Origin of the sequence: Mesorhizobium waimense, assembly GCF_003601975.1 — a bacterium.
GTDB classification, from domain to species: Bacteria; Pseudomonadota; Alphaproteobacteria; order Rhizobiales; family Rhizobiaceae; genus Mesorhizobium; species Mesorhizobium waimense.
Map to the genome: position 1 here is coordinate 154,559 of NZ_QZWZ01000010.1, position 26,929 is coordinate 181,487.

A 26,929-nucleotide genomic window follows, 5' to 3' on the forward strand; every position below is an offset into this window, starting at 1 on the left:
AGTTTTTTGGGAGACGATCAATGGCCAAGACCAAGGTGGAAGCCGACCTCGACCAGCCGGACGAGCAACTCGACCGTGCCATCGAGGAACTGCGCGGCGTTCTCCAGGAAGAGGAGAAGCGTCCGGACGTTGCCTTGCGCGCGGCATCGGGTGCCAATTCGAACATTATCATGACCATCCCGGTCGATGTGCAGATCATCCTCGGCAGCACCGAAATGCCGGTGTCCGAGCTGATGGCGTTGCAGAAGGGCTCGACGGTGGCGCTCAACCGGCGCATCGGCGAACCTGTCGACGTGGTGGTCAACGGCCGCAAGATCGCGCGCGGCGAGATCACCGTGCTCGAAAGCGACCCATCGCGCTTCGGCATCAGGCTGACCGAAATCATCGCGGCCACGAAGAGCGCATAGGATAACCGGCGTGCCGCAGGGACAGACAGCATGACGACGCTTACCACGCTGACGCGCCCGCAGAAGGCCGCCGCCATACTGGTGGCAATGGGCAAGCCCTCGGCCAGCCGGCTGCTGAAATTCTTCAAGCAGAAGGAACTGAAGGCGCTGATCGAGGGGGCGCGGCTGCTGCGCACGATTCCGCAGAGCGACCTCGAACGCATCGTCGCCGAATTCGAGGCCGAGTTCACCGAAGGCGCGGGACTGCTCGATTCCGCCGACAGGATGGACACGATCCTCAATGAATCGCTGTCGCCGGAAGAAATGAGTGCCATCATGGGCGACAAGAAATTCGAGGTGGCGCCGGAGCGGCCGCAGCCGATCTGGCCCGATCTGGAGAAGCTCGAGCCGGCGCGGCTCGGCACCTTCCTCGCCTGCGAGCACGCACAGACCGCGGCCATGGTGCTGTCGAAGCTTGCCCCGCAAGCGGCGGCGAACGTACTGCTGACGATGGCAAAGCCGATGCGCGGCGGGATCATCAAGCGCATGGTGACGATGGCGACCATTCCGGATGCGGCCGCGAAGATCGTCGAAAGCCAATTGCGCTCGAGCTTGCTGTCGCAAGCTGCGACCAAGGATATTTCGGCAGGCCAGGCGCGGGTCGCCAGCGTGCTCAACGAAATGGACAAGCCGCAGCTCGAAGAGGTCATGCAGGATCTGGAGGAGGCTGGCACGCCCGATTTGGATGGCGTCAGGTCGCGGCTGTTCGCCTTCGACGACCTGCCGTTGCTGACCCAGAAGGCACGGGTGCTTCTGTTCGACGGGCTGTCGACGGAGCTAGTCACGCTGGCACTGCGCGGCGCGCCGCCAGCGCTGACCGAATCTGTGCTGTCGGCAATCGGCGCACGCTCGCGGCGCATGATCGAAGCCGAACTCGGGCAGGGCTCGGAAGGCATCGCCCTTGCCGATATCATGGCGGCCCGCAAGACGATTGCGGTGGCGACGATCCGGCTGTCGCGCGAGGGGGCTTTCGAGCTGCCCGCGACGCAGAACGCTGCAGCCTGATGACAACGAGTGGGCTAGTCCAAGATGGCTGAGGCGGCCGACAAGGACTCGAAAACCGAGGAAGCCACAGAAAAGAAGATCCGAGACACAATCGAACAGGGCAAGCTGCCCCATTCGCGCGAGACCGCCCTCTTCACGTCCTTCGTCGCCATACTGGTGTTTACCGTCTTCTACGCCAAGGACGCCATCGTCGACCTTGGTATGTTCCTGTCGATGTTCCTGGAGAAGCCGGAAGCCTGGCCGATGGACACCGAGACCGATGTCATCGCGCTCTACAAGACCGTCATGATCGAGATCGGCCGCGCTGTCGTCAGCCTGCTGGTGCTGCTGGTGGTGGCCGGCGTCGGCGCTTCGGTGTTCCAGAACATGCCGCAATTCGTCGGCGAGCGGGTCAGGCCGCAACTGTCGCGCATTTCGGTCACCAAGGGCTGGAGCCGGCTGTTCGGCGTGCAGGGCTTCGTCGAGTTCCTGAAATCGCTGGGCAAGCTCGGCTTTGCCGTCGTCGTGCTCTTCTTCACGCTGTCGGAGGACCACCGCAAGCTGCTCGCCGGGATGATCACCAACCCGGTCGCCTTCGGCCTTGTCATCCGGGGCATCGCCGTCGACATCCTGGTGGCGATCATCTTCGTCATGGGACTGATTGCGACGGTCGACCTGGTCTGGTCACGCTTCCACTGGAAACAGGACCTGCGCATGAGCAAGCAGGAGGTCAAGGACGAGATGAAGCAGGCGGAAGGCGATCCGATCGTCAAGTCGCGGCTCAGATCGCTGGCGCGCGACCGCGCACGCAAGCGGATGATGACGGCGGTGCCGCGCGCGACGCTGATCATTGCCAACCCGACCCATTTCTCGATCGCGCTGAAATACGTCCGCGACGAGGATGCGGCGCCGCTGGTGCTGGCCAAGGGCCAGGATCTGGTGGCGCTCAAGATCCGCGAGATCGCCAGGGAGAACAATATCCCGATCTTCGAGGACGTTGCGCTTGCCCGCTCCATGTACAAGCAAGTTTCGGTTGATAGCGTGATCCCGTCGCAATTCTATCAGGCCGTCGCCGAGCTGGTGCGGATCGTCTACTCGAAAAAGGCAGAGCGCAGACTGACCTCATGAACCGGCAACCTTACGCAAAATCCCGCGAGATCATCGTCGCCAGCGCCATCGAGCAGGTGATCGCCGAGCTCCGGCTGATCGATGTCGCCGACTACATCGCCTTCATCCGGCTGGAACATTTCGCCTGCCTGTCGGACCTGGTGGATTCGGCGGCCGAGCTGTTCTTCATGGCCGGCACGCTCAGGCTCGGCCATGGCGGCGAGGCCCATGTCGACTGGAGCGGCAGTCCGCGCATCGTGCTGGATCTGGAGCTCAGGCCGCCCGGCGTCACCGTCTATTTCCAGCTGACGCTGAGCGAAGACAAGTCTTCGGTGGCGGTCAATTACGTGTCGTTCGAAAAGCCTGGCGAAAACCCCGAGCACAACACCGCCTTGCTGGAAGCGGTGATCGACCAGGCACGCATCCGCAGGACCGAGCCGCTCGCCTTCTAAAATCAGGCACTTGTTGGTGGGGAGTACATCGCGCCGGGCACGCTTCGTGCGCCCGCGTTTCAGGATGTTCTTGCCGCCGAACCGTCGACCGCCCTCGGTCATTTCCGATGCGAATTCCCAAGCCTATTCGATCAGCCCCAGCCGTAGTGCCTTGGCCACCGCCTGGTTGCGGTTGACGGCGTTGAGCTTCTGCGTCGACTGGGTCAGGTATTGGTTGGCGGTGTGCACCGACAGCTTCAGCAGCTTTGCGATCTCCTCGCTGGTGTTGCCGTTGGCGGTCAGCTTCAGGCATTCGAGCTCGCGCTTGGAGATCGACCGCATCCTGCCGGCGTCGCTCGGGCGCATGCGGGCGACCGCGGCAAACAGCGTGAAGCTGCGCGCATGGATTTCGTAGAGCGAGTCTTGCGGCAAGACGATTTCCGAGCCCAGGAAAACGACAAGCCCGCACTGGCCGCGATCGGCATGAACGGGGAAGGCAATGCCATTGGTGCCCGGCGCCAAAGGTGCGGTCCGTTCCGACCAGGCGAGGTCCTTGAAGGTTTCCTGCGAGCTGGCAATGCCGTCGTCGGTCCACCAGCGCGGCGCCGTCGAAATGCGGGTGTGGCGCACCATGTCCTCGCCATTGGCGCCGGAGATGAATTTGGTCGCTACGGCCGTGCTGGGATAGTCGGAATCGAAGCAGGGGACGAGACGTGCCCGCTCGGCCGATGGACTGACGAAGAACAGGCCGAAGGCCGAGGCGTTGATGTCGACGGCGATCCAGCGGCAGCGGCGCACGGCATCCGGAATGGTAACGGCGTGATGCGTTTCGGAACCGAGCGAGAAGGCACCGAACGGATTGCGCTGCTCGTTGAAAAGGGCTTCGGCCGCTTCCTTGACAAGTGCGTGTTTCAAATGATGCCGCTCCTGATCGCTGTCGCGATGGCCATCGCGCGGTTGCTGGCCGCGAATTTCTGAATGGCGTGGGTGATGTAGCTGTTGACGGTGTTCGACGAGACGCCAAGGATCAGTGCGACCTCGTCCGTTGTCTTGCCCTCGGACACCCAGAACAGGCATTCGCGCTCGCGGTCGGAGAGCGGATCCTGCATGGCGGCCGCGGCGATCAGCTGCGGGATGGTGGAGAGCGCGTAGCAGCACTTCAACTGAGCCTTCATCAGCGCCGGCTGGTCGATCTTGCCCGGTTCGGCGGCCGAAAACAGTGCGAACAGACGCTGGCGACCGACGTTCAGCCTGAGCGAGTAGATCTCGGCATGGCCGAGCACGTCAAGAAGGCGGGCCTCCTCGCCAGTGAGCAGTCCACCAGTGTCAGGGGCACGGGCTGCCACCAGCGCCTGCGGGCGGATGCCGGGCGCCGCGGTCAGCGGGCCCTGGGCGAGGCCGCCAATCAGCCGTTTGCCGATGAGCTCGATGGCGTCGAAGATCCAGTTGGAGGACACGATGCGCGCGTCGTTGCGGTCCTGGTCGTGGACGATGGCGACCAGCATGTAGCTGTCGGCGCCGATCTCGGCGGCAAGCTGCATGAAAAAGCTGGTCAGATCGCCGCGAGACGTCAGGCGCAACGGTTCGGATTGGAGAAGCGCGGCGGGACTGCCCATTTTTATGCTTTGGCCGGAATCGATCCATGTGCCCGGTGCTGGCTTTGCCAGCGGCCGAACCCGAATACGCATCACTTTGACGAAGACACACTCTGGGCGCGGTTAGCGCCCAACCAGGCCGAATCCATTCAGGGAACGCGAAGCCGTCCGCGTCTGGTGCCGGACGATGCCGGTACTTGAGACTTTGGGTTGGTCGCCGCGCCCCCCAAGGACCGGCTGATTCGGGTCTAATCTACCCGCAGATGAATCCGACATCAAACGCGATTTGACAAAATCGAATCCGATGGACTCCGATCGCGACTCAGCGACCGCTTCATGCAGCGTTCGGCCGGATTTTTCGATGGGAAAAGCAGGAGCCGGCGCGGACCCGCGGTATCGGCGCACGCCTGATTCCGGTAGGATTCGCGGGAGCGGCAGGATGGGCGTCCACTGCCGGGGACTTAGCGGGGCAACAATGAGCGATTCATTTCGGGAAGTGACATCCGTTTCGTGGTTCGGGCGGATCAAGCGCGCGGTCGGCGGGGTGGTCTTCGGCCTGCTGTTGATCGTGCTGATGGTCATCGGCCTGTTCTGGAACGAGGGCCGCGCCGTGCAGACGGCGCGCTCGCTGGCCGAGGGGTCGGGCACCGTCGTCTCCGTCGGGGCCGACAGCGTCGATGCAGGCAATGACGGCAAGCTCGTGCATGTCACCGGACCGGTTACGGCGGACAGCGGCCTTGCCGATCCGGATTTCGGCATAGCGGCGCAAGGGCTGCGGCTGTCGCGCAGCGTCGAGATGTATCAGTGGAAGGAAGAGCAGAAGTCGGAGACGACGAAGAAGCTCGGCGGGGGCGAGGAGACAGTGACGACCTACAGCTATTCCAGGGTGTGGGACGACAGTCAGATCGACTCGGCGGATTTCAAGAAACCCGACGGCCATCAGAATCCGCCGATGGCGATCCACAGCAAGACCTTCCAGATTCCGGACGGCAAGCTCGGCGCCTTCACGCTCGACACGCCGGTGCTCGATCGCATCGAAGGCGACAAGGAATTTTCGCTGTCGTCCAGCCAATCGGCCGCGATCAAGGCTGCCTATAGCGGCACAAAGCCCGTCGGCATCGTCGACGGCAGGATCTACCTCGGCGCCGATACGACATCCCCGACGCTGGGCGACTATCGCATCGGCTATGATTTGGCGCCGCTCGGCGTGGTCAGCATCGTCGCGCGCCAGAGCGGCAGCCAGTTCGAACCCTACCAGACGGTGGCCGGCGACCAGCTGCTGATGGTCGATATCGGCGACGTGCCGGCGGCAAAGATGTTCGCCGACGCGGTCTCCGAAAACACTCTGATCACCTGGCTGCTGCGGGCCGTCGGGCTATTGCTGCTGACGATCGGCTTCGCCCTGCTGCTTGGCCCGATTGGCGTCATCCTCGACGTCATTCCATTCCTCGGCAGCATCGCGCGGATGGGAACCGGCATCATTGCCTTCTTTCTAGCGATCCTGGTCGGCACGACGACGATCGCCATCGCCTGGTTCTGGTACCGGCCGCTGCTGGCGGTAGGCATTTTGGCGGCAGGCCTCATCGCCGCGGCGGCGGTCTACTATCTCGGCCGGTCGCGCAGGGCGGCCGCTCCGGCGGCCGCGCCAAGTGTTGGTACTCCGACCTGATCGCGAGAGCCGCGCGGGTTTGCCGCCCGGGTCTGGCTGTTACCGGTCCTCGAAGCCGGTCAGCACGCCGACGGCGTTGATGCCGATCTCCTCTACGGCATAGCCGCCTTCCATGACGAACAATGTCGGCAGGCCAAGCCTGGCGATGCGGCGGCCGATCTTGGGATAGTCCTGGCTTTTCAGCTTGAACTGGCTGATCGGATCCTTCTCGAAAGTGTCGACGCCGAGCGACACGACGACGACATCGGGCGCATAGGCGGCGAGCTTGGTGCAGGCATCCTCCAGCGAGGCGTTCCAGGCTTCCCAACCGGTGCCGAACGGCATCGGGTAGTTGAGGTTGAAGCCTTCACCATCGCCCGCGCCGCGTTCATCGGCATGGCCGAGGAAGAACGGATATTCGATCATTGGGTCGCCATGCAGGTTGATGACCTGGACGTCGCCGCGGCCGTAAAAAATCTCCTGCGTGCCGTTGCCGTGGTGGTAGTCGACGTCGAGGATCGAGACGCGGCTGGCGCCCTGGTCCAGGAACCATTGCGCGGCGACGGCGGCGTTGTTGATGAAGCAATAGCCGCCCATGAAGGCAGCACCCGCGTGATGGCCGGGCGGACGGCAGAGCGCGAAGGCCGATGTCTCGCCACCCTTGACCAGGGCGGCCGCGGTCAGCGACACGTCATAGGACGATTTGATCGCGGCCCAGGTGCCTTCGACGAAGGTGGCGCCGGCGTCGAACGAATAGTAGCCCAGCAAGGCATCGATGCGCTGCGGCGGCACGTCGCCGCGCAGGCCGCGTGTCGGCCAGGTGAAGGCCATGGCCGAGCCCTCGAAGCCGGCGGCCGTCCATTGCGGCCAGACGGTCGGCAGGAAGTCGATGTAGTCTGCCTTGTGGATGCGCTTGGCGGCGGCGAGGTCGTGTTCGACCAGTCCGATGATCGGGCCCAGCTTCTCGCTTTCGACGCGTGCCCTGATGAACTCCGCCCGCGAAGGCTTCTCGAAACCCGGCACTATCGCTGCCGTCACCAGTTCCATCTGGCCGGCATGACCGGCATGAAGCGGCGAATAGACAGTCTTCATAAAATTCCTCTCGAAGTCCGAAATCAGTCAAGATTGAGATAGGGGCTCACCAAAGCGAGCCACATGGTTTCCACATCGTCCTCAATGAGGTCGAATGTCCTGCGATCTTTTTTCAACCCCACAAGCCGGCAGACGTGTCCGACCTCCATCATCACCACGCCGAGCCGGCTGGCGACCTTGTCTTCTAGGGCCGGGTTCACATGCTGCAGCCATGCGGCGTAGAGGGCGATGATCTGGTCGTCATATTCGTTCTGGATCGGCCTGAGGTCGGCGTTGCCGGAGATAGCCTCGATCACCGGCATCAGGCTGGCGTTGTCGAGATAGAGCCTGGACGTGTCGATGAAGAGCTTGCGTACTTCCTGCCGAAACTCCTCGCGGTTGGTGGGCGGAGCGACCTTGATGCGCTTCGCGATCACCTCGGGAAACGATGACAGCCAGCGCCTGGCGAGGTCGAGAAGAATGGCTTCCTTGTTGGGAAAGTATTGGTAGACCGAACCGACCGACAAGCCGGCGCGCCGCGCAATGGCGAGCGTCGTAGGGGTCTTGGTTCCTTGCTCCCGCGTCAAGATCAGCGTCGCGTCGAGAATCCTGTCGACCAGCTTGCTCGACCGTTGTTGCCGAGGCTGCTTGCGCGGCTCGAGCGCTATCCTGGTTTCGCGGCTGAGACTGCGCTTCACGGCTCGATATCCTCGTTCCCCGCCCGGTCTCAACACAGGGGCAGGGTGCTGTCCACTATCATTCGAAATTCCGAACGTTGACAAACGCGAATAATTAGTCGCATTCTTTATCCACGCTGTCTCCAGGGATAACAAGGGGAATTTCGAAGACAGCGCGCTGGCATCACTTTTGTCCGATGGCGCCGCTCCAGCGGAGTGGCAAGGTCGTTGGACAGAGCGTCGTCGGTTCAGTCAGCCGTCAAAAGCGCGGAGTCGCGATGTCTGTCACGGGTGCGGGTCATAGTGCTGATCTGATCGTCATCAACGGTCGTGTAAAGACCATGGACGATGACAATCCCGCCGCCGAGGCCGTTGCCATCAAGGACGGTACCATCGTCGCCATTGGCAGCCGCGCCTCCATCGACGAGCTTAGGGGAACGGCAACCAAGGTCATCGACGCTAAGGGCGGTTCGGTCTTGCCCGGTTTCATCGAAGCCCACATGCATCTGTTCTCCGGTGCGGCAGAGCTTGCCCATCTGCAGTTATCTGGCGTCCACGGGTTTGAGGCGCTGCAAAGAGCGATCCGCGATTATGCATCAACACAGCCCGACGCGAAGATGCTGGTCGGACAGGGCGTTGACTATACCGTGCTCGGCGACGAGCGGGTGTCCCGGCATCATCTCGACGCCATCCTGCCCGATCGCCCGTTCTGCATGGCCGCTCCCGATCATCACACCATGTGGGCCAACACCAAAGCGCTGAAAATGGCCGGTATCCTGCACGGGCGCACACTCGGTCCGGGCAACGAGATCGTCATGGGCGACGATGACCTTGCCGCCGGCGAATTGCGCGAGGGCGAGGCCTTCGGCCCAGTGCTCGACCTTGCCGGCGAAGGCCGGGTGCGGCTGGGGCTGGCGACCGGCGGCGAGCCGGACCCGATGCCGACCGCTGCTGAGCGCGCCGCTGACCGTGACATCATGCGGCGCGGGCTTGCCTGGTGCGCGCGCCACGGCATCACCTCGATTCAGAACATGGATGGCAACCTCTACCAGCTCGAGTTGCTGGCCGAGATCGACGCCGAGGAAGGCCTGCCCTGCCGGGTGCAGATACCGTTCCACTACAAGAACTTCATGACCCTCGACATGCTCGACAAGGCGTCTGTCATGGCCGAGCGCTATCATAGCGAATGGCTGTCGTCGGGCATGGTGAAGGTGTTTTACGACGGCGTTCTTGATTCATGGACGGCGGTGATGGTCGAGCCCTATGCCGACCGTCCGGACTGGGTGGGCGAGCCGCTTTTCACGCCGCAGCAGTTCATCGATCTGGCGGTGGCCGTCGACAAACGTGGGCTGCAGATGGCGGTGCATTCGATCGGCGACGGCGCCGTGCGTGTGGTGCTCGACGGCTACGAGACGGCGCAGAAGGCAAACGGCAAGCGCGACAGCCGGCATCGCGTCGAACATATCGAGGTCACGACCGAAGCCGATGTGCCGCGTTTTGCCGAGCTTGGCGTCATCGCTTCGATGCAGCCGCCGCATCCGCCGGGCGCCATGGATTTTCCGCTGGAGCCGACCGTGTCGCGCATCGGGCCGGCCCGCTGGCCGCTAAGTTACGCCTGGCGGACACTGAAGGATGCCGGTGCGCGGGTCGTCTTCGCCTCCGACTGGCCGGTGTCGCCGATCGATCCGATCCTGGGCATTCAGGCGGCATTGCTGCGCAAACCATGGGCAGCAAGCGACCCGGACCAGAGCTTCTCGCTGCATGAATCGCTTGCCGCCTATACGATCGAAGGTGCCTATGCCGAATTCGCCGAACATCGCAAAGGTGTGCTGAAACCTGGATACCTGGCCGATCTGGTGGTGCTCTCAGCCGATATTGAAACGAGCGCGCCGGAAGTGCTGCATACAGTGCGGCCGGTGACGACCATCTGTGGTGGCAAGGTGACCTATCAGGCGTGACGGTGGCATGGAGCTTGCTTTCTGAATCGACATTCAACTGGTTGCCAAGCCCATCGGCATGTGGTGACAATCGAACAACAACGAGACCTGCCGCCAAGAGCAGGCTTTATCAGTGGGGTACTGCGTGCCGGAACAATCGGGTAGAAATGCGATCGAAGTCCGTGGCGTGCGCAAGGTGTTTGGCTCCGGCGAGAGCCAGGTCGCCGCTCTCGACACGGTCTCGGTGCCGATCCGCGAAAACGAATTCTTCACGCTGCTCGGCCCCTCAGGCTGCGGAAAGACGACGCTGCTCAGGCTGATCGCCGGCTTCGACTTTCCAAGTGCCGGCGAAATCCTGCTTTATGGCGACGACATCGCGCCGCTGCCGCCGTTCAAGCGGCCGGTCAATACCGTGTTCCAGTCCTATGCGCTGTTCCCGCATATGACGGTGGCGCAGAATATCGGCTTTGGCCTGGAAATGCTGGGCAAGCCGAAGGCCGAAATCAAGGCGCGCGTCGACGCGATGCTGAAACTGGTCAAGATGGAGGCGTTGGCGGGGCGCCGCACCAGCCAGATCTCCGGCGGCCAGCAGCAGCGCGTGGCGCTGGCGCGGGCGCTCGCACCGCAGCCGAAGGTGCTGCTGCTCGACGAGCCGCTCTCGGCACTAGACTACAAATTGCGCAAGGAGATGCAGATCGAGCTGAAGCGGTTGCAGCACGAGACAGGCATCACCTTCATCTTCGTCACCCACGACCAGGAAGAAGCGCTGACGATGTCCGACCGCATCGCGGTGATGTCGTCGGGCAAGATCCTGCAGGTCGGTTCGCCGTGGGATATCTACGACAAGCCGGCGGAGCGCTTCGTCGCCGACTTCATCGGCGAAACCAATTTCCTGACCGCGGCCATCACCGGCATGGGCAACGGCAAGGCACGGGCGACGCTCAAATCCGGGGCGACGATCGACGCGACCGTGGCCGAAGGTTTCCAGCCGAAGGACAATGCCACCGTGGTGGTGAGGCCCGAGCACGCCAAGCTGACAAAGGGCAAGGGCGACCTGACCGGTACGGTCGAAAATGTCGTCTATTTCGGCACCGACACGCATATCCATGTCCAACTGGACAGCGGCGAAGCCTTCACCGTGCGCCAGCAGAACACGCGCAGCGCCGGCTGCGGGTTCGAGCGCGGCGACAAGGTCGGCATTTCGATCGGCAATGATGCCGCGCAAGTGCTGAGGGACTGATGGCAAGCGCGGAGGAAGTCGCCAAGGCGGCCGAGCGACGCGACGTTCGCGATCGCTGGCTGTTGTCGGCGCCGGCGCTGTTGATCATCCTTTTTGCGGCGACCGGTCCGTTGCTGATCGTGCTGGTCTATTCGTTCCTGACGCCGGGTTCCTACGGCGACGTCAGATGGCAGTTCTCGCCGGAGGCCTGGGTGTCGGTGTTCATGGAACGCGACATCTTCGACGACACGCTTTCGATTGCCGCCGCCCACGTCACCATTTTCTGGCGCTCAATCAAGCTGGCGATCGTGACGACGATCGCGACTTTGGCGCTGGGTTTCCCGACAGCCTATTTCATGGCGACGCGCAGCGAAAAGACGCGCGATCTCTGGCTGTTCCTGATCACCATACCGTTCTGGACCAACCTTCTGATCCGCACCTTCGCGGTGCTGCAGATCATTCGCAACGAAGGCATCGTCAACGCGATCCTGCTCAAGCTCGGCATCGTCTCGGCGCCGATCCAGATCCTGTATACCGATACAGCGATCCTGATCGGCATGGCCTATGTCTACCTGCCGCTGATGGTGTTGCCGATCTATGCCAGCATGGAGAAGCTCGATTTTCGCTTGGTCGAGGCGGGTTATGACCTCTACGCGACACGCTTCAAGGTGCTGCGCCGGATCATTTTCCCGCTGGTCAAGCCTGGCGTCATAGCCGGCTCCATTCTGGTCTTCATTCCGGCGCTCGGCGCCTATGTGACGCCGAGCGTGCTCGGCGGCGGCAAGAACATGATGCTGTCCAACCTGATCGAATTGCAATTCGGTCAGGGCCGCAACTGGCCGCTCGGCTCGGCGCTGTCGATCGCCGTAATGGTCATCGTCATGGTCGCCCTGCTTGCCTATGTGCGCAATGCCGGCAGATCCGAGGTGCGGCATGGCTAGCAGCTTCTCCATCAAGCATCAGCCGGGATTCACCGCGATCGCGGCGACCTGCTTTATCGTGCTCTACCTGCCGATCGTCGTGCTGGTCGTCTATGCGTTCAATGCGGCGACTTCGACGTCCGAATGGGGCGGCTTTTCGCTCAAATGGTTCCAGTCGGCGTGGCAGAACACGCAGGTGATCGACGCGACGCTGCGCTCGTTCCAGATCGGCGCCATCGCGGCGACCCTTGCGACCATCGCCGCCACCATGGCGGCACTGGCCACCACCCGCACGGCAGCCTATCCGGGCCTGACCTTCAAATATGCGGCGATCAACCAGCCGCTGATGGTGCCCGAGATCGTCACCGGCGTGGCGCTGCTGATCTTCTTCTCGCGCGTCAAGATATTCACCGGCTATTCCGGTCTTGGCTATCTGATCGCCGCACATACGGCGTTCTGCATCCCCTTCGCCTATCTGCCGATCCGCGCGCGGCTGGAGAATATGGATCTGACGCTGGAGCGCGCCGCAGCCGATCTCTATGCGACGCCGTGGCGGACATTCCGGCGCATCACGCTGCCGCTGCTGTGGCCCGGCATATTGGCCGGGCTGATGCTGGCCTTCGTCATCTCGCTCGACGATGTTGTCATCACCGAGTTCGTCAAATCGGGCGGCCAGGATACGTTGCCGACCTACATGCTCGGCCAGATAAGGCGGGGGATAACGCCTGAGATAAACGCGATTTCGACCGTGTTCCTGCTCTTGTCGGTCGCCATCGTGACGTTGTTTTTCTTGATCAGCAGGAAACGGGACTGAACCTACAAATGGGAGCTAAATCCATGAACTGGAAGACAACAGCGACCGCCATGGGGTTGGCGCTGCTCGCAACGACGAGCCTCGCTCGCGCCGACGGCGAACTGAACATCTACAATTGGGGCAATTACACCAGCCCCGATGTGATCAAGAAGTTCGAAGCCAAGTACAACATCAAGGTCACCATCACCGATTACGATTCGAACGATACGGCGCTGGCCAAGGTGCGTCAGGGCGGCACCGGCTTCGACATCGCGGTGCCTTCGCAGACCTACGTGCCGATCTGGATCAAGGAAGGCCTCGTGCTGGAAACCGATCCGGGCAAGATGGAGAATTTCAAGAACGTGGCGCCTGAATGGGCCAACCCCGAATTCGATCCCGGCCGCAAATATTCGGTGCCGTGGGCGCTCGGTACGGTCGGCGTCGTCGTCAACACCGATGTCTACAAGGGGCCGGCGGACAGCTGGGGTATCATCTTCAACACGCCAGATGAGCTCAAGGGCAAGGTCAATGTCGTCCCCGAAATGAACGACGTGATCTTCGCGGCGATCAAATATGTCGGCGGCCAGCAGTGCACCACCGACAAGGAGGTCTTGAAGAAGGTACGCGACACGCTTGTCGCGGCCAAGCCGAACTGGATCGCCATGGAATACAACACCATCGAGAAGATGGGCGCCGGCGATTTCAAGGCGACCAGCGACTGGAACGGGTCGGCGCTGCGCCAGCGGCTGGCCAACCCGGCCATCCACTACTTCTATCCGAAGGAAGGCTATGGCCTGTGGAGCGACAACCTGGTCGTTCTCAAGGAGGCCAAGAATGTCGAGAATGCCAAGCTGTTCCAGAACTTCATCATGGATCCTGAGAACGCCGCCGGCCTGTCGGCTTTCCACCGCTACGCCAATGCCATCACCGGCTCCGACAAATACATGCCGGCCGACATGAAGGATGCGCCGGAAGTGGTCATTCCGGAGGCCGACAAGCCGCATGCCGAGCTGCAGCTGATGTGCCCGCCGGACGTCCAGGATCTCTACACCAAAATCTGGACCGAACTGCAGAAGTAGTTGCATCGTGGCGGACCCGGCGGCAGCCGCCGCCGGGTCCGTTTTCTCGTCAGGACATGAAGTCATGGACTCCTACCGCAACTCCGATCCCCGGCCCCCGATCATGCAGGGCTCGCCGCCAGCCATGGTGCCGCCGCGGCTCGATTGGGACCGAGGCCCTTGGAACCGCTGGGCATTCCAGCACATCCGCGAGTTCCTGCCGACCGCCGAGGTTTGGCGCGGGCACGGCCATCGCCGCCGGCTCGAACTGGCCGAGGTCGATCTCGACGCGCTGCCGGTGGAGGACAGCACAGGCTCGGCAACGACACTCGCCGGGCTGCTCGACGAGACCTATACGGACGGTTTCCTTGTGCTCAAGGACGGCAGAATAGCCTATGAGCGCTATTTCAACGGCATGGACGAGCGCACGCTGCATCTGTCGCAGTCGATGGCGAAGTCGGTGACCGCCTCGGTGTTCGGCATACTGGCTGGACGCGGCCTGATCGACCCGGCGCTGCCGGTGACGACCTATCTGCCGGAGCTCGGGTCCACCGGCTGGGCGGGCGCCAGCGTGCAGCATGTGCTCGACATGACTACCGGCGTGCGCTTTTCCGAAGAATACACCGATCCCTATTCCGAGATCGGCCAGGTCGATGTCGCCACCGGCTGGAAACCGGTGCCGCCCGACAGCGACCCGGCGTTCCAATGGCCGTCGCATATGTTCGAGCTGATCCTAGGACTGAAGGAGAAGACCCGACCGCACGGCGAGGCCTTCGAGTACCGCTCGATCGAGACCGATGTGCTCGCCTTCATCATGGAGCGGGTGACCGGCAAGCGGCTGCCGCAACTGGTTTCCGAAGAGCTTTGGCAAAAGCTCGGCGCGGACGAAAGCGCCTGCTTCACCGTCGATAGTGCGGGTTACGCCGTGGCCGACGGCGGCTTCAATGCGACGCTGCGCGACTATGGCCGCTTCGGCCAGCTGATCCTCGACAATGGCGGCGGCGTGGTGCCGGCCGACTGGATCGAGGCGACGCGCAATGGCAAGCATGCGCCCGACTTCAATCCCAGCCTGCCGGACGGCAGCTATCGCAACCAGTTCTGGATCGAGGATCCGCGCTCGCGCGCGCTGATGTGCCGGGGCGTGTTCGGGCAGATGATCCACATCGACTGGGACACGAGGATGGTGGTGGTGAAGCTTTCGACCTATCCGGATTTCACCAACATCGCCTATTCGGTGGCGACGCTGAAGGCCGTGCACGCCATCGCCGCGGCGCTCGCCTGAATCTCCAGGAAAAAAGATCCGGAAGGATATGCCATGACCGGCAAGACCGCGTTCGAGACCAGATGTGGCTTTGCCCGCAGTGCGGTGCTGCTTTCGAACTGGCGCGAAAACCCGTTCAATCGCTGGTCGTTCCAGAATGTCGGCGAGCTGGTGCCAAGCGCGCCTGTCGCGGCGTCAGGCGGCACAGAGCCGCCTCGGCAAGAACTCGGAAGCCTGCTTGGCGAAAAAGTCAGCCTGGCGAGCGGGCCGGAAACCGTGGCGTCCTTCCTCGCGCGTTCCGACACCGACGCGCTGACGATCATGAAGGCCGGTACGATCGTTGGCGACTGGTTCGCGCCCCATATGGATTTCGGCGGACGCCACATCATCTTCTCGATCAGCAAGTCCTTCACCGCCATTCTCGCCGGCATATTGGAAGGCGAGGGGATTTTCGACCCGGAAGCGCCTGTCATCAGCTACGTTCCGGAAGCTAGGGGTTCCGCCTATGGCGATGCGAGCATCCGGCATGTGCTCGACATGAGCGTCAGCCTTGACTTCGAAGAGGCCTATCTCGATCCTGAAAGTGCCTTTGCCCGCTATCGCCGCGCCACGCTGTGGAACCCGGGCGGCGGCACCGAAAGCCTGCGCGAATTCATCCTGACGCTGCAGCGGCTGGCCGAGCCGCATGGCCAGACCTTCCGCTATCGCTCGCCCAATTCCGATCTGCTTGGCATGCTGGTCGAGCGCGCCTCCGGCAAGCGACTGACAGATCTGCTGCGCGAGAAATTGTGGCTGCCGCTCGGTGCTGCGAGCGAAGCTTCGATTACGGTCGACATGGAAGGCACGGCGCGCACGGCCGGTGGTATTTCGGTGACGCCGCGCGATCTGGCGCGTGTCGGCGAGATGATGCGGCAGGGCGGCACGGCCAATGGCCGCCGTGTCGTGCCGGAGGCCTGGGTGCGCGACACGGTCGAAACAGGCGGCAGTTCCGAAGCCTGGCAGCGCGGCACGATGGCCTTCCTGTTTCCCGAAGGACGCTACCGCAACAAATGGTACCAGACGGGGGCGCAAAGCGGCGCCTTCTGCGGCATCGGCATCCATGGCCAGTGGCTGTACGTCAATCCGAAAGCAGAAGTGGTGATCGCCAAGATGTCGTCGCAGCCGGTGCCGGTCGACGACCAGCTCGATGTCGAGGCGGCCGCCTTTTTCGAGGCGCTCAGCCGGATGGTCTGAGGCGTTCCGCGCCCGCCCGCGGTACGCTTTCCTGTGGACCCGCTGGTTGGCTGAAAACAGCGCGGTTGGCGGCGTGGACATCCCGGCCTATGGTCGCCGCTCTTTTCGACAAAGCATGAGACCAGCATGGCATCCGACATCAAGCGCATCGCGGCGATCATCGCGGCCGAGATCGGCGCGCGGCCCGAACAGGCCGCGGCGGCGATCGGCCTGCTGGACGAGGGTGCAACGGTGCCGTTCGTGGCGCGCTATCGCAAGGAGGTCACCGGCGGGCTCGACGATACGCAGTTGCGCGACCTTGCCGAGCGACTGGCCTATCTGCGCGAGCTCGACGCGCGCCGCGACACCATCCTTGGCTCCATTCGCGAGCAGGGCAAGCTGACCGAGGAGCTTGAACAGAAGATCGCGGCCGCCGCCACAAAGGCTGAGCTCGAAGACATCTACCTGCCTTACAAGCCGAAGCGGCGGACCAAGGCCGAGATCGCCAGGGAGCGCGGGCTGGGGCCGCTGGCCGAAGCCATTCTTGCCGACCGCTCGGCGGAGCCTGCCGAATTGGCGCTCGCCTATGTCACCGAAGACGTGGCGGACGCCAAGGCGGCGCTCGATGGCGCGCGTGACATCCTGTCGGAGCAGTTTGCCGAGAATGCCGATCTAGTTGGCAAGCTGCGGAGCTACATGAAGGAGCGGGCCTTCCTGCGGGCCAGGGTCGTCGATGGCAAGCAGGAGGCCGGCGCGAAATTCTCCGACTATTTCGATCATGTCGAGCGCTGGGCGAACGTGCCCAGCCATCGTGCGCTGGCGATGCTACGTGGCCGCAACGAGGAGGTGTTGTCGCTCGACATCGAGGTCGACGCCGACGACGCCTCGCCGGTGAAACCGGTCGAGCGGATGATCGCCAATGCCTATACCATCGGCGGCAGCCTGCCGGGCGATCGCTGGCTGATGGAGGTTGCCGGCTGGACCTGGCGGATAAAACTGTCGCTGCACCTGACGCTCGATCTGATGCGAGACCTGCGCGAGCGGGCCGAGGAAGAGGCGATCCACGTCTTTGCCCGCAATCTGAAGGATTTGCTGCTTGCAGCCCCGGCCGGGTCGCGGCCGACGATGGGGCTCGATCCGGGTATCCGCACCGGCGTCAAGGTGGCGGTGGTCGACGGTACCGGCAAGCTGGTGGCGACGACGACGGTCTATCCGTTCCCGCCCAGGAACGATGTGCGCGGCACGCAGGCCGAGCTGGCGAAGCTCGTCCGCCTGCACAAGGTCGAGCTGATTTCGATCGGCAACGGCACCGGCAGCCGCGAGACGGAAAAGCTTGTGGCCGACATGTTGTCCGATATGCCAACGGATGGCCCGCAGCCACTCAAGGTGATCGTCAGCGAGGCGGGCGCCTCGGTCTATTCCGCGTCGGCAACGGCAGCGGCGGAGTTTCCCGGCCTCGACGTGTCGCTGCGTGGTGCAGTGTCGATCGCGCGGCGCCTGCAGGATCCGCTGGCCGAACTGGTCAAGATCGAGCCGAAGTCGATCGGCGTCGGCCAGTACCAGCACGATGTCGACCAGTACCGGCTCGGCCGCTCGCTGGAAGCGGTGGTCGAGGACGCGGTCAATGCCGTCGGCGTCGATCTCAACACGGCATCGGCGCCGCTCTTGGCGAGGGTTTCCGGCCTTGGCGCGTCGCTTGCCGACGCCATCGTAGCGCATCGCGATGCGGCCGGCCCGTTCGCCAGCCGGAAGGATCTGCTCAAAGTCTCCCGCCTTGGACCGCGCGCATTCGAGCAATGCGCCGGCTTCCTGCGCATCCCGAACGGCCTGGAGCCGCTCGATGCTTCCTCCGTGCATCCCGAAGCCTATGGCGTGGCCAAGAAGATCGTCGCCGCCTGCGGTCGCGACCTGCGCTCGCTGATGGGCGACAGTGCTGCGCTCAAGGCGCTCGACCCGCGCGTCTTCGTCGACGAGCGGTTCGGCCTGCCGACGGTGCGCGACATATTGGCGGAATTGGAAAAGCCCGGTCGCGATCCGCGCCCCGGTTTCAAGACCGCGACCTTCGCCGACGGTATCGACGACATCAAGGATCTGAAGCCCGGCATGCTGCTCGAAGGCACCGTCACCAATGTCGCCGCCTTCGGCGCTTTCGTCGATATCGGCGTGCATCAGGACGGCTTGGTGCACGTCTCGCAACTGGCCGACCGTTTCGTCAAGGATGCGCATGAGGTGGTCAAGGCCGGCGACGTGGTGAAGGTGCGCGTCGTCGACGTCGACATCAAGCGCAAGCGCATTGCTCTCTCCATGCGCAAGGACGGTGACGGTGGCGCCTCCCGCAGCGGGCCGCGAGACAATGGCGGCGGCAAGCCGACGCCGCGTTCGCCGGCACCGCAGCGCCAGCCGGAACGACCGGCCCAGCAGGGCGCGTTCGGCGCAGCCTTGTCCGAGGCGTTGAAGCGGAAGTAGCTATCTCTCCACCGGCAGATGGCCCAGCAGCCAGTCGCGGAAACTGGCGACGGGCGGATGGCTGCGCTTGTCGTGCGGTACGACCAGATAATAGGCGCTGCGGCTCTGCATTGGTCGACCCGGGGCCGGCACGAGCTGGCCGCGCTGCAATTCGACCGCAATCAGGATCTGCGGCAGCAGCGCTACGCCAAGCCCGGCCATGCAGGCCTGGGCGGCGGTGCCGAATTGTTCGAACTGCATGCCCGGTCCGGTCGGCGCGCTCAAACCTTGGTGCTCGAACCATTCGGTCCAGGCGCCGGGACGGGTTGCCATATGCAGCAGCGGCAGGCGGCCGATACCGGCTGCAGTCGCGATCTCGCGCCCAGCCAGGAATTCGGGCGACGCGACCGGCGCCACCGTCTCGCGCATCAGCAGCGTGGAGTCGGCCTCCGGCCAGTCGGGCAGGCCGTAATGGATGGCGGCATCCAGCCTTTCCCGGGCGAAGTCGAAACGGCCGATGCGGGTAACGAAGTTGATGGTGATGTCGGGGTTGTTTTCGACGAAATCCGGGATCAGCGGCATCAGCCAGCGGGTGCCGAAGGTCGGCAGGATCGCCAGGTTCAGGATACCAATATGCCGATTGCTCATCAATCCAAGGGCCGCATCGCGCAACTGGCCAAGCGCGGAGCGCACCGCTTCGGCATAGATTTCGCCCGCTGTCGACAGCCGGACATTGCGGCTGTCACGCTCGAACAACCGGCGGCCGAACTGTTCTTCCAGAAGCCCTATCTGCCGGCTGACGGCGCCCTGGGTCAGATCGAGCTCGCGGGCGGCAGCGGTGAAAGAACCGAGGCGCGCCACCGCCTCGAAGGCGGCAAGGGCGCTTATGTTGGGCAAAAGGCGACGCTGGACGTTCATGATCAATTACTAACGCTCATTGATCGGTGATGCAATTTCGTTTGATTTTTTCGAGGCGGAGGCGGATAAGCCGGGCACTTCAAGATTTTCGTTTGGGAGAGACCGAGGCCATGGCTGCCGACAAGAACGCGTTCGTCTGGGAAGACCCTTTCCTGATCGAGAACCAGCTTTCGGAAGACGAGCGCATGGTGCGCGACGGTGCGGCGGCATTTGCCGCCGACAAGCTGGCGCCGCGGATCGAGGAGGCCTACCTCGAGGAAAAGACCGATGCCGGCATCTTCCGCGAGATGGGCGAGGCCGGTCTGCTCGGCATCACCATCCCCGAAGAATATGGCGGCCTCGGCGCCAACTATGTCACCTACGGTCTGGTGGCGCGTGAAGTAGAGCGTGTCGACTCCGGCTACCGCTCGATGATGAGCGTGCAGTCGTCGCTGGTCATGTATCCGATCCATGCCTATGGCTCGGAGGCACAGCGCAAGAAATACCTGCCGAAGTTGGCCTCGGGCGAATGGATCGGCTGCTTTGGCCTGACCGAGCCGGATGCCGGTTCCGATCCGGGCGGCATGAAGACGCGCGCCGAAAAGACCGCGAACGGCTACAAGCTCTCCGGCTCGAAGATGTGGATTTCCAACGCGCCGATCGCCGACGTCTTCGTCGTCTGGGCGAAATCGTCAGCGCATAACAATGAGATCCGTGGCTTCGTGCTGGAAAAGGGCATGAAGGGGCTTTCGGCACCGAAGATCGGCGGCAAGCTCAGCCTGCGCGCTTCGATCACCGGCGAAGTGGTGATGGAAGGCGTCGAGGTTGGCGAAGACGCACTGCTGCCCAACGTTTCGGGGCTCAAGGGACCCTTCGGCTGCCTCAACCGGGCGCGCTACGGCATTTCCTGGGGTGCGATGGGCGCGGCCGAGGATTGCTGGCACCGGGCTCGGCAATACGGCCTCGACCGCAAGCAGTTCGGCAAGCCGCTGGCCGGCACACAGTTGTTCCAGAAAAAGCTCGCCGACATGCAGACCGAAATTGCGCTCGGCTTGCAGGGCTCGCTGCGCGTCGGGCGGCTGATGGACGAGGGAAAGATGGCGCCCGAGATGATCTCGATCGTCAAGCGCAACAATTGCGGCAAGGCGCTCGATATCGCCCGCCAGGCCCGCGACATGCATGGCGGCAACGGTATCCAGATCGGCTACCACGTCATGCGCCACGCGCAGAACCTGGAGACGGTCAACACCTATGAAGGCACGCATGACGTGCATGCGCTGATCCTCGGAAGGGCGCAGACGGGGATCCAGGCGTTTTTCTAAGCGAGCGCAGCCGGCAATGCTGCTTAAATTAGGTGCAGCGCAACATCTCTGCTTGGAGAATGCCCAGCACTTGTGTCAGGGTTCGGCGAATTCGTTTTGAAACGCCGATCTCCGGGGCACCATGGCAATTCTGGCAGCCGTCTACCACCTGACCCACTACAAATACGACCGGCCTGTGGTTCTCGGCCCTCAGGTGATCAGGCTGCAGCCGGCGCCGCATTCCCGCACCAAGGTGCTCAGCCATTCGCTGAAGGTCGAGCCCAAGAACCACTTCGTCAATCTGCAGCAGGATCCCTACGGCAATTTCCTCGCCCGTTTCGTCTTTCCGGAGCCGGTCACGGAGTTGAAGATCGAGGTCGACCTCGTCGCCGACATGACGGTTTACAATCCGTTCGATTTCTTCGTCGAGCCCTCGGTCGAGACGTTTCCGTTCGAATACCCGGAAGAGATCAGGGACGATCTCGCCATCTACCGGACACCGGAGCCGGCCGGACCGTTGCTGTCCGCCTTCCTCGGGACAATCGATCGCAGCGCCAAAAACACCGTCGATTTCCTCGTCGACCTCAATGCGCGGCTGCAGCGCGAGATCGCCTACATCGTGCGCATGGAAACCGGCGTCTTCTCGCCCGAGGAGACGCTGGCCGCCGCCAAGGGATCGTGCCGGGATTCGAGCTGGCTGCTGGTGCAGATCCTGCGCAACCTCGGCATCGCCGCGCGTTTCGTCTCCGGCTATTTGGTCCAGCTCAGGCCCGATCTGGTCGCGCTTGACGGACCGCCGGGCACGGCGGTCGATTTCACCGATCTGCATGCCTGGTGCGAGGTCTATATTCCGGGCGCCGGCTGGATCGGCTTCGACCCGACCTCGGGCCTGCTCACCGGCGAAAGCCATGTGCCGCTGGCGGCGACGCCGCATTTCCGCAATGCCGCCCCCATCTCCGGCATGGCGAGCTTCGCCAATGTCGAGTTCGGCTTCGACATGCGGGTCGACCGTATCGCCGAGCATCCGCGCATCACCAGGCCGTTCTCCGACGAAAGCTGGCAGGCGCTGGATGCGCTGGGCAACGAGGTAGACGCCGCGCTTCAAGCCGGCGATGTCAGGCTGACCATGGGCGGCGAGCCGACCTTCGTGTCGATCGATGATTTCGAGTCGGCCGAGTGGAACACCGCTGCCGTCGGCCCGACCAAGCGCGAGAAGGCCGATGCGCTGATCCGGAAACTGCGCGAACGCTTCGCGCCGGGCGGTTTTTTGCACTACGGGCAGGGCAAATGGTATCCGGGCGAGAGCCTGCCGCGCTGGACCTTCTCGCTCTACTGGCGCACCGATGGCGAGCCGGTGTGGAGCGACCCGTCGCTGATCGCGCGCGAAAAGAGCGACGCAGATATCGGGCCGCAGCATGCAGAAAGCCTGCTGACGGCGATTGCCGGCGAACTCGGCATCGACAAGGAGATGGTCAGCGAAGCCTATGAGGATCCGGCCGAATGGCTGCTCAAGGAAGGCAAGCTGCCCGACAATGTCGACCCGTCCAACTCGAAGCTGGAAGACCCGGAAGAGCGCAGCCGCATGGCAAAAGTGTTCGAGCGCGGGCTGACCAAACCGTCGGGTTACGTGCTGCCGGTACAGCGCTGGAACAGCCAGGCATCGGAGCCGCGCTGGCGCTCCGAGAAATGGAAGACACGGCGCGGCCGCCTGTTCCTGGTGCCGGGCGATTCACCGGTCGGCTACCGTCTGCCACTCGGCACGCTGCCCTATGTGCCGCCGGCGCAATTCCCCTACATCGTGCCGGTCGATCCGTCGCTGCCGCGCGGGCCGCTGCCGGCGCGCGAAGCCATCTTGCCCGCAGCGTCGCCGGGCGAGCTTGAAGGCGCCGACGAAATGGCGCGTCGCCAGCAAGCAGTGTCATTCACGGCCACGACCGGTCAGCAGGACCGGGTCGAGCAGGAGATCACCGAAATCGGCGGCGCGGTGCGCACAGCACTTTCGGTCGAGTCGCGTGACGGGCGGCTCTGCGTGTTCATGCCGCCGGTCGAGGCGCTGGAAGATTATCTTGAACTGGTAGCGGCGGCCGAAAATGCGGCCAAGGCGATCGGCCTGCCTGTGCATATCGAGGGTTATGGCCCACCGCACGACCCGCGCCTCAATGTCATCCGCGTGGCTCCCGATCCCGGCGTCATCGAAGTCAACATCCACCCGGCTGCGAACTGGCAGGATTGCGTGGCGACGACGACGGCGATCTACGAGGAGGCGCGGCAGACGCGGCTTGGCGCCGACAAATTCATGATCGACGGCCGCCATACCGGCACCGGCGGCGGCAACCATGTCGTGGTCGGCGGCGCGACTCCCGACGACAGCCCGTTCCTGCGCCGCCCCGATTTGCTGAAGAGCTTGGTGCTGCAATGGCAGCGCCACCCGTCGCTCTCCTATCTGTTTTCGGGCCTGTTCATTGGCCCGACCAGCCAGGCGCCGCGCTTCGACGAGGCGCGCCACGATTCGCTCTACGAGCTCGAGATCGCGATGGCGCAGGTGCCGCACCCGGACAAGGGCGCGTCACCCTTGCCGTGGCTGGTCGACAGGCTGTTCCGAAACCTGTTGACCGACGTCACCGGCAACACGCACCGCTCGGAAATCTGCATCGACAAATTGTTTTCGCCGGATGGGCCGACCGGCCGACTCGGCCTGGTCGAATTCCGTGGCTTCGAGATGCCGCCCAATGCACGTATGAGCCTGGCGCAGCAGCTCTTGGTCCGCGCGATTATCGCGCGGACCTGGAAGAACCCGCTCGACGGCCGCTTCGTGCGCTGGGGAACGTCGCTGCACGATCGCTTCATGCTGCCGCATCATGTCTGGGCGGATTTCCTTGACGTGCTCGACGATCTCAAGCTGAACGGCTTCGAATTCCGCCCCGAATGGTTCAACGCACAGCTCGAATTCCGTTTTCCGTTCTGCGGCGAGGTCCAGCATGCGGGCATCAAGCTGGAATTGCGGCAAGCACTGGAGCCCTGGCACGTGATGGGCGAGCAGGGCGCCATCGGCGGCACCGTGCGTTTCGTCGATTCCTCCGTCGAGCGGCTGCAAGTCAAGACCGAAGGCCTCAACCCGGAGCGCCATGCAATCGTCTGCAATGGCCGCATCGTGCCGATGAAGGTCACCGACAACCGTGAGGTCGCGGTGGCCGGCGTCCGCTTCAAGGCCTGGCAGCCGGCTTCGGGCCTGCATCCGGCGCTGCCGGTCAACACGCCGCTGATCTTCGACATCTATGACCGCTGGTCGGGCCGCGCGGTCGGCGGCTGCGTCTATCATGTCGCGCATCCAGGCGGGCGCAGCTACGACACCTTCCCGGTCAATGGCAACGAGGCCGAGGCGCGGCGGCTCGCCCGCTTCGAGCCGCGCGGCCATACGCCGTCCGGCTACGCGCTGCACAACGAAGAAGCCTCTGAAGATTTCCCGATGACCCTTGACCTCAGGCGGCCACCAAGACTCTGATCAACGATGGCAAAGGGGAATCAGAAGAAGATACGCGGCAAGCCGCTGACGCACAGTCTGCTGGAGCACTACCAGCCGATCGACGGCGTCGTCGACGAGATGGTCGATGCCTCAGGCAATCCGCGTCCGGTCTGGCAGGATTTCATCGAGGCGCTGGAGGAACTGGGGCCGGAAAAGCTCGGACAGCGCTTCGCCCGGGCCGACCAGTATCTGCGCGACGCCGGCGTCTACTACCGCGTCTACGACAAGGCCGGCGCCAATGAGCGGGAATGGCCGCTGGCGCATGTCCCGCTGCTGATCGAGGAAAAGGAATGGGCCGACATCAGTACCGGCCTCGTGCAGCGCGCCGATCTGTTCGAAGAGGTATTGGCCGATATATACGGGTCGAACCGGCTGATCGACAAAGGCATTCTGCCGGCCGGGCTGGTCGCGGCGAGCCCCGAATATTTGCGGCCCGTCGTCGGCACCAGGCCGGCCAGCGGCCATTTCCTCCACATGCTCGCCTTCGAACTCGGCCGCGGTCCGGACGGACGCTGGTGGGTGCTGGGCGACCGTACGCAGGCGCCGTCGGGGGCGGGCTTTGCGCTGGAGAACCGCGTCGCCACGACGCGCGCGCTGTCCGACATCTATGGCGAGATGCATGTGCATCGGCTTGCCGGTTTCTTCCGCCGTTTCCGCGACGCGCTGATCGGCATGGCCAAGGTATCGGGCGGCCGCGTCGCCATCCTGACGCCAGGCCCGCTCAACGAAACCTATTACGAGCACGCCTACATCGCCCGCTATCTCGGCATCATGCTGCTCGAGGGCGAGGACCTGACGGTCTCGGGCGGCAGGCTGATGGTACGCACGGTTTCGGGGTTGAAGCCGGTCGGCGTACTGTGGCGGCGGCTCGACGCCGCCTTCGCCGATCCACTGGAGCTCAGGCCGGACTCGCAGATCGGCACGCCGGGGCTGGTCGAGGCGATCCGCCGGGGCGCGGTTTCGGCCGTCAACGCCCTCGGTTCCGGCCTGCTGGAGACGCGGGCGCTGCAGTCGTTCCTGCCGAGGATTGCGCGCGAGTTGCGGGGCGAGGAGCTTCTCTTGCCCAGCGTCGCGACATGGTGGTGCGGGCAAGAGAACGAGCGCCGGCATGTGCTCGCCAACCTCGACCGCATGGTTGTCGGTCCGGCGTTGTCGACGCGGCTTGCCTTCGAGGATGACGATTCGACCCGGCTGGGGTCGACACTGTCCGACGAGGAACGAGCCGAGCTGGTCGCCCGGATCGAGAGCGATGGCGGCGGGTTCGTCGGCCAGGAAGCGGTGACGCTGTCGACCACGCCGGTCTATGTCGGCGGCTGGCTGGAGCCGCGGCCGGCCAGCCTGCGCGTCTATCTGGCGCGGACGCCGGAAGGCTGGACGGTGATGCCCGGCGGCTTCGCCCGCGTCGGCTTTTCGCTCGATCCGACGGCTATCGCCATGCAGCGCGGCGGCCAGGCGGCGGATGTATGGGTGGTCAGCGACCGGCCGGTGGAGCGCGAGACGCTGCTGCCGCAGGAGCACGACAGCTTCACCCGCACCATGCCGGGCAGCCTGCCCAGCCGCGCGGCGGAAAACCTGACATGGCTCGGCCGCTACATCGAGCGATCGGAAGACACGGTGCGTATCCTGCGGGCCTACCACGTACGGCTGGCCGAGACTTCCGACCCCGAGATGCCGCTGCTTGCCGACGTCAGGGACTATCTCGAACCTTTCGGCATCGACGTCGAATCGGCGATCCCGCTCGGCCTGATCAGCACGCTGGACAGCGCCGTCTACAGCGCCGGCCAGATCCGCGACCGGTTTTCGCCCGATGGCTGGCTGGCACTGAAGGATCTGTCGAAAACGATCCATCAATTCGCGAAAACCGTCGCGCCAGGCGACGATGCGACGCGGGCAATGACGGTGATCCTGCGCAAGCTCGCCGGTTTTTCCGGCCTGCTGCACGAGAACATGTACCGCTTCACGGGCTGGCGTTTCTTGGAAATCGGCCGGCGGCTGGAACGTGGTATCCAGATCGCCCGCACGCTGGCGTGCCTGACCAGGACCGGAGCGCCGGACGGGGCGCTCGACATGATGCTGGAGATCGGCGACAGCGTCATGACCCATCGCCGGCAATATCCGGTGCAGGCCGGGCGGCGCACGGTGATCGATCTCCTGGCACTCGATCCGCTCAATCCGCGCTCGATCCTGTTCCAGCTCGAGCGGCTGAAAGCCGAAATCGGGCTGTTGCCCACCGTCGGCGGCGAGGGACATATGTCGCCGGCGGCCAAGGAGATCCTGCAGCTCAACACGGCGATCGCCGTCATGGAACCTTCAGACATGACGGCGAATGCACTCGACGATCTCGCCGGCGAGATCGGCGGCCTCTACAACAGCCTCGCCAAGGCCTATTTCGGATAAGACCAAG

General features: G+C 63.7%; 21 protein-coding genes. 16 read left to right on the forward strand and 5 right to left on the reverse strand.

The features are described 5' to 3' along the window. Positions 1-20 precede the first annotated feature (20 nt). Genes fliN through D3227_RS15280 form a run of 4 tightly spaced genes read left to right on the forward strand, consistent with a single transcriptional unit; the run spans position 21 to position 2,989 of the window. Positions 21-407 carry a flagellar motor switch protein FliN gene (gene fliN, locus D3227_RS15265; protein ID WP_120014920.1) on the forward strand — a complete coding sequence of 129 codons (387 nt, stop codon included), beginning with the start codon at positions 21-23 and terminating at the stop codon, positions 405-407. 30 nt (positions 408-437) lie between these two features. Continuing rightward, entirely contained in the window at positions 438-1,451 is a 1,014-nt protein-coding gene (locus tag D3227_RS15270) for a flagellar motor switch protein FliG (RefSeq protein WP_120014921.1), read from the forward strand. Positions 1,452-1,475: 24 nt separating this feature from the next. Beyond that, a complete protein-coding gene (gene flhB, locus D3227_RS15275; protein WP_120014922.1) occupies positions 1,476-2,558 on the forward strand; it encodes a flagellar biosynthesis protein FlhB in 1,083 nt (360 codons plus the stop codon). After that, on the forward strand, positions 2,555-2,989 hold the full coding sequence (locus D3227_RS15280; RefSeq protein ID WP_120014923.1) for a hypothetical protein: 435 nt from the start codon (positions 2,555-2,557) through the stop codon (positions 2,987-2,989). The genes flhB and D3227_RS15280 overlap by 4 nt, the downstream gene beginning before the upstream one ends. 123 nt (positions 2,990-3,112) lie before the next feature. Here the strand turns inward: D3227_RS15280 and D3227_RS15285 are convergent, their stop codons facing one another. After that, positions 3,113-3,883, reverse strand: coding sequence for a helix-turn-helix transcriptional regulator (locus tag D3227_RS15285; protein WP_120014924.1), 771 nt, complete (start codon positions 3,881-3,883; stop codon positions 3,113-3,115). Continuing rightward, entirely contained in the window at positions 3,880-4,584 is a 705-nt protein-coding gene (locus tag D3227_RS15290; RefSeq protein WP_120014925.1) for a helix-turn-helix transcriptional regulator, read from the reverse strand. Before D3227_RS15290 ends, D3227_RS15285 begins: the two co-directional genes overlap by 4 nt. A gap of 454 nt (positions 4,585-5,038) precedes the next feature. Here D3227_RS15290 and D3227_RS15295 point away from each other — a divergent pair, with 454 nt between their 5' ends. Next, positions 5,039-6,232 carry a TMEM43 family protein gene (locus tag D3227_RS15295; protein ID WP_120014926.1) on the forward strand — a complete coding sequence of 398 codons (1,194 nt, stop codon included), beginning with the start codon at positions 5,039-5,041 and terminating at the stop codon, positions 6,230-6,232. 39 nt (positions 6,233-6,271) lie between these two features. On the opposite strand, the gene D3227_RS15300 is transcribed toward D3227_RS15295, so the two are convergent. Both D3227_RS15300 and D3227_RS15305 read right to left on the reverse strand, forming a co-directional pair. Further along, entirely contained in the window at positions 6,272-7,303 is a 1,032-nt protein-coding gene (locus D3227_RS15300) for a histone deacetylase family protein (RefSeq protein ID WP_120014927.1), read from the reverse strand. Between the two features lie 23 nt (positions 7,304-7,326). Then, positions 7,327-7,980, reverse strand: a complete 654-nt coding sequence (locus tag D3227_RS15305; protein WP_120014928.1) for a TetR/AcrR family transcriptional regulator — start codon at positions 7,978-7,980, stop codon at positions 7,327-7,329. A gap of 257 nt (positions 7,981-8,237) precedes the next feature. On the opposite strand from D3227_RS15305, the gene D3227_RS15310 reads away from it, so the two are divergent. The 8 genes from D3227_RS15310 (at position 8,238) to D3227_RS15345 (ending at position 18,825) form a co-directional block, all read left to right on the forward strand. After that, a complete protein-coding gene (locus D3227_RS15310; protein WP_120014981.1) occupies positions 8,238-9,917 on the forward strand; it encodes an amidohydrolase in 1,680 nt (559 codons plus the stop codon). Between the two features lie 124 nt (positions 9,918-10,041). Continuing rightward, positions 10,042-11,136 (forward strand): ABC transporter ATP-binding protein, encoded by a 1,095-nt coding sequence (locus D3227_RS15315; protein ID WP_120014929.1) that lies wholly within the window; start codon positions 10,042-10,044, stop codon positions 11,134-11,136. Further along, positions 11,136-12,056: an ABC transporter permease gene (locus tag D3227_RS15320; RefSeq protein ID WP_120014930.1), complete on the forward strand. Its 921-nt coding sequence runs from the start codon at positions 11,136-11,138 to the stop codon at positions 12,054-12,056. Before D3227_RS15315 ends, D3227_RS15320 begins: the two co-directional genes overlap by 1 nt. Further along, positions 12,049-12,849, forward strand: coding sequence for an ABC transporter permease (locus D3227_RS15325; protein WP_120014931.1), 801 nt, complete (start codon positions 12,049-12,051; stop codon positions 12,847-12,849). Before D3227_RS15320 ends, D3227_RS15325 begins: the two co-directional genes overlap by 8 nt. A gap of 23 nt (positions 12,850-12,872) precedes the next feature. Continuing rightward, on the forward strand, positions 12,873-13,907 hold the full coding sequence (locus D3227_RS15330) for an ABC transporter substrate-binding protein (RefSeq protein ID WP_120014982.1): 1,035 nt from the start codon (positions 12,873-12,875) through the stop codon (positions 13,905-13,907). 64 nt (positions 13,908-13,971) lie between these two features. Further along, positions 13,972-15,168 carry a serine hydrolase domain-containing protein gene (locus D3227_RS15335; RefSeq protein ID WP_120014932.1) on the forward strand — a complete coding sequence of 399 codons (1,197 nt, stop codon included), beginning with the start codon at positions 13,972-13,974 and terminating at the stop codon, positions 15,166-15,168. Positions 15,169-15,201: 33 nt separating this feature from the next. Beyond that, positions 15,202-16,380: a serine hydrolase domain-containing protein gene (locus D3227_RS15340; protein WP_120014933.1), complete on the forward strand. Its 1,179-nt coding sequence runs from the start codon at positions 15,202-15,204 to the stop codon at positions 16,378-16,380. A 126-nt stretch (positions 16,381-16,506) separates the two neighbouring features. Continuing rightward, positions 16,507-18,825, forward strand: coding sequence for a Tex family protein (locus D3227_RS15345; protein WP_120014934.1), 2,319 nt, complete (start codon positions 16,507-16,509; stop codon positions 18,823-18,825). Here the strand turns inward: D3227_RS15345 and D3227_RS15350 are convergent, their stop codons facing one another. Continuing rightward, on the reverse strand, positions 18,826-19,722 hold the full coding sequence (locus D3227_RS15350) for a LysR family transcriptional regulator (RefSeq protein WP_120014935.1): 897 nt from the start codon (positions 19,720-19,722) through the stop codon (positions 18,826-18,828). 110 nt (positions 19,723-19,832) lie between these two features. On the opposite strand from D3227_RS15350, the gene D3227_RS15355 reads away from it, so the two are divergent. The 3 genes from D3227_RS15355 (at position 19,833) to D3227_RS15365 (ending at position 26,922) form a co-directional block, all read left to right on the forward strand. Next, complete coding sequence (locus D3227_RS15355; protein WP_120014936.1) at positions 19,833-21,023, forward strand: acyl-CoA dehydrogenase; 1,191 nt, start codon at positions 19,833-19,835, stop codon at positions 21,021-21,023. 121 nt (positions 21,024-21,144) lie between these two features. Beyond that, positions 21,145-24,504, forward strand: a complete 3,360-nt coding sequence (locus D3227_RS15360; protein WP_120014937.1) for a transglutaminase family protein — start codon at positions 21,145-21,147, stop codon at positions 24,502-24,504. Between the two features lie 6 nt (positions 24,505-24,510). Next, positions 24,511-26,922, forward strand: a complete 2,412-nt coding sequence (locus D3227_RS15365; RefSeq protein WP_120014938.1) for a circularly permuted type 2 ATP-grasp protein — start codon at positions 24,511-24,513, stop codon at positions 26,920-26,922. Positions 26,923-26,929 lie beyond the last annotated feature (7 nt).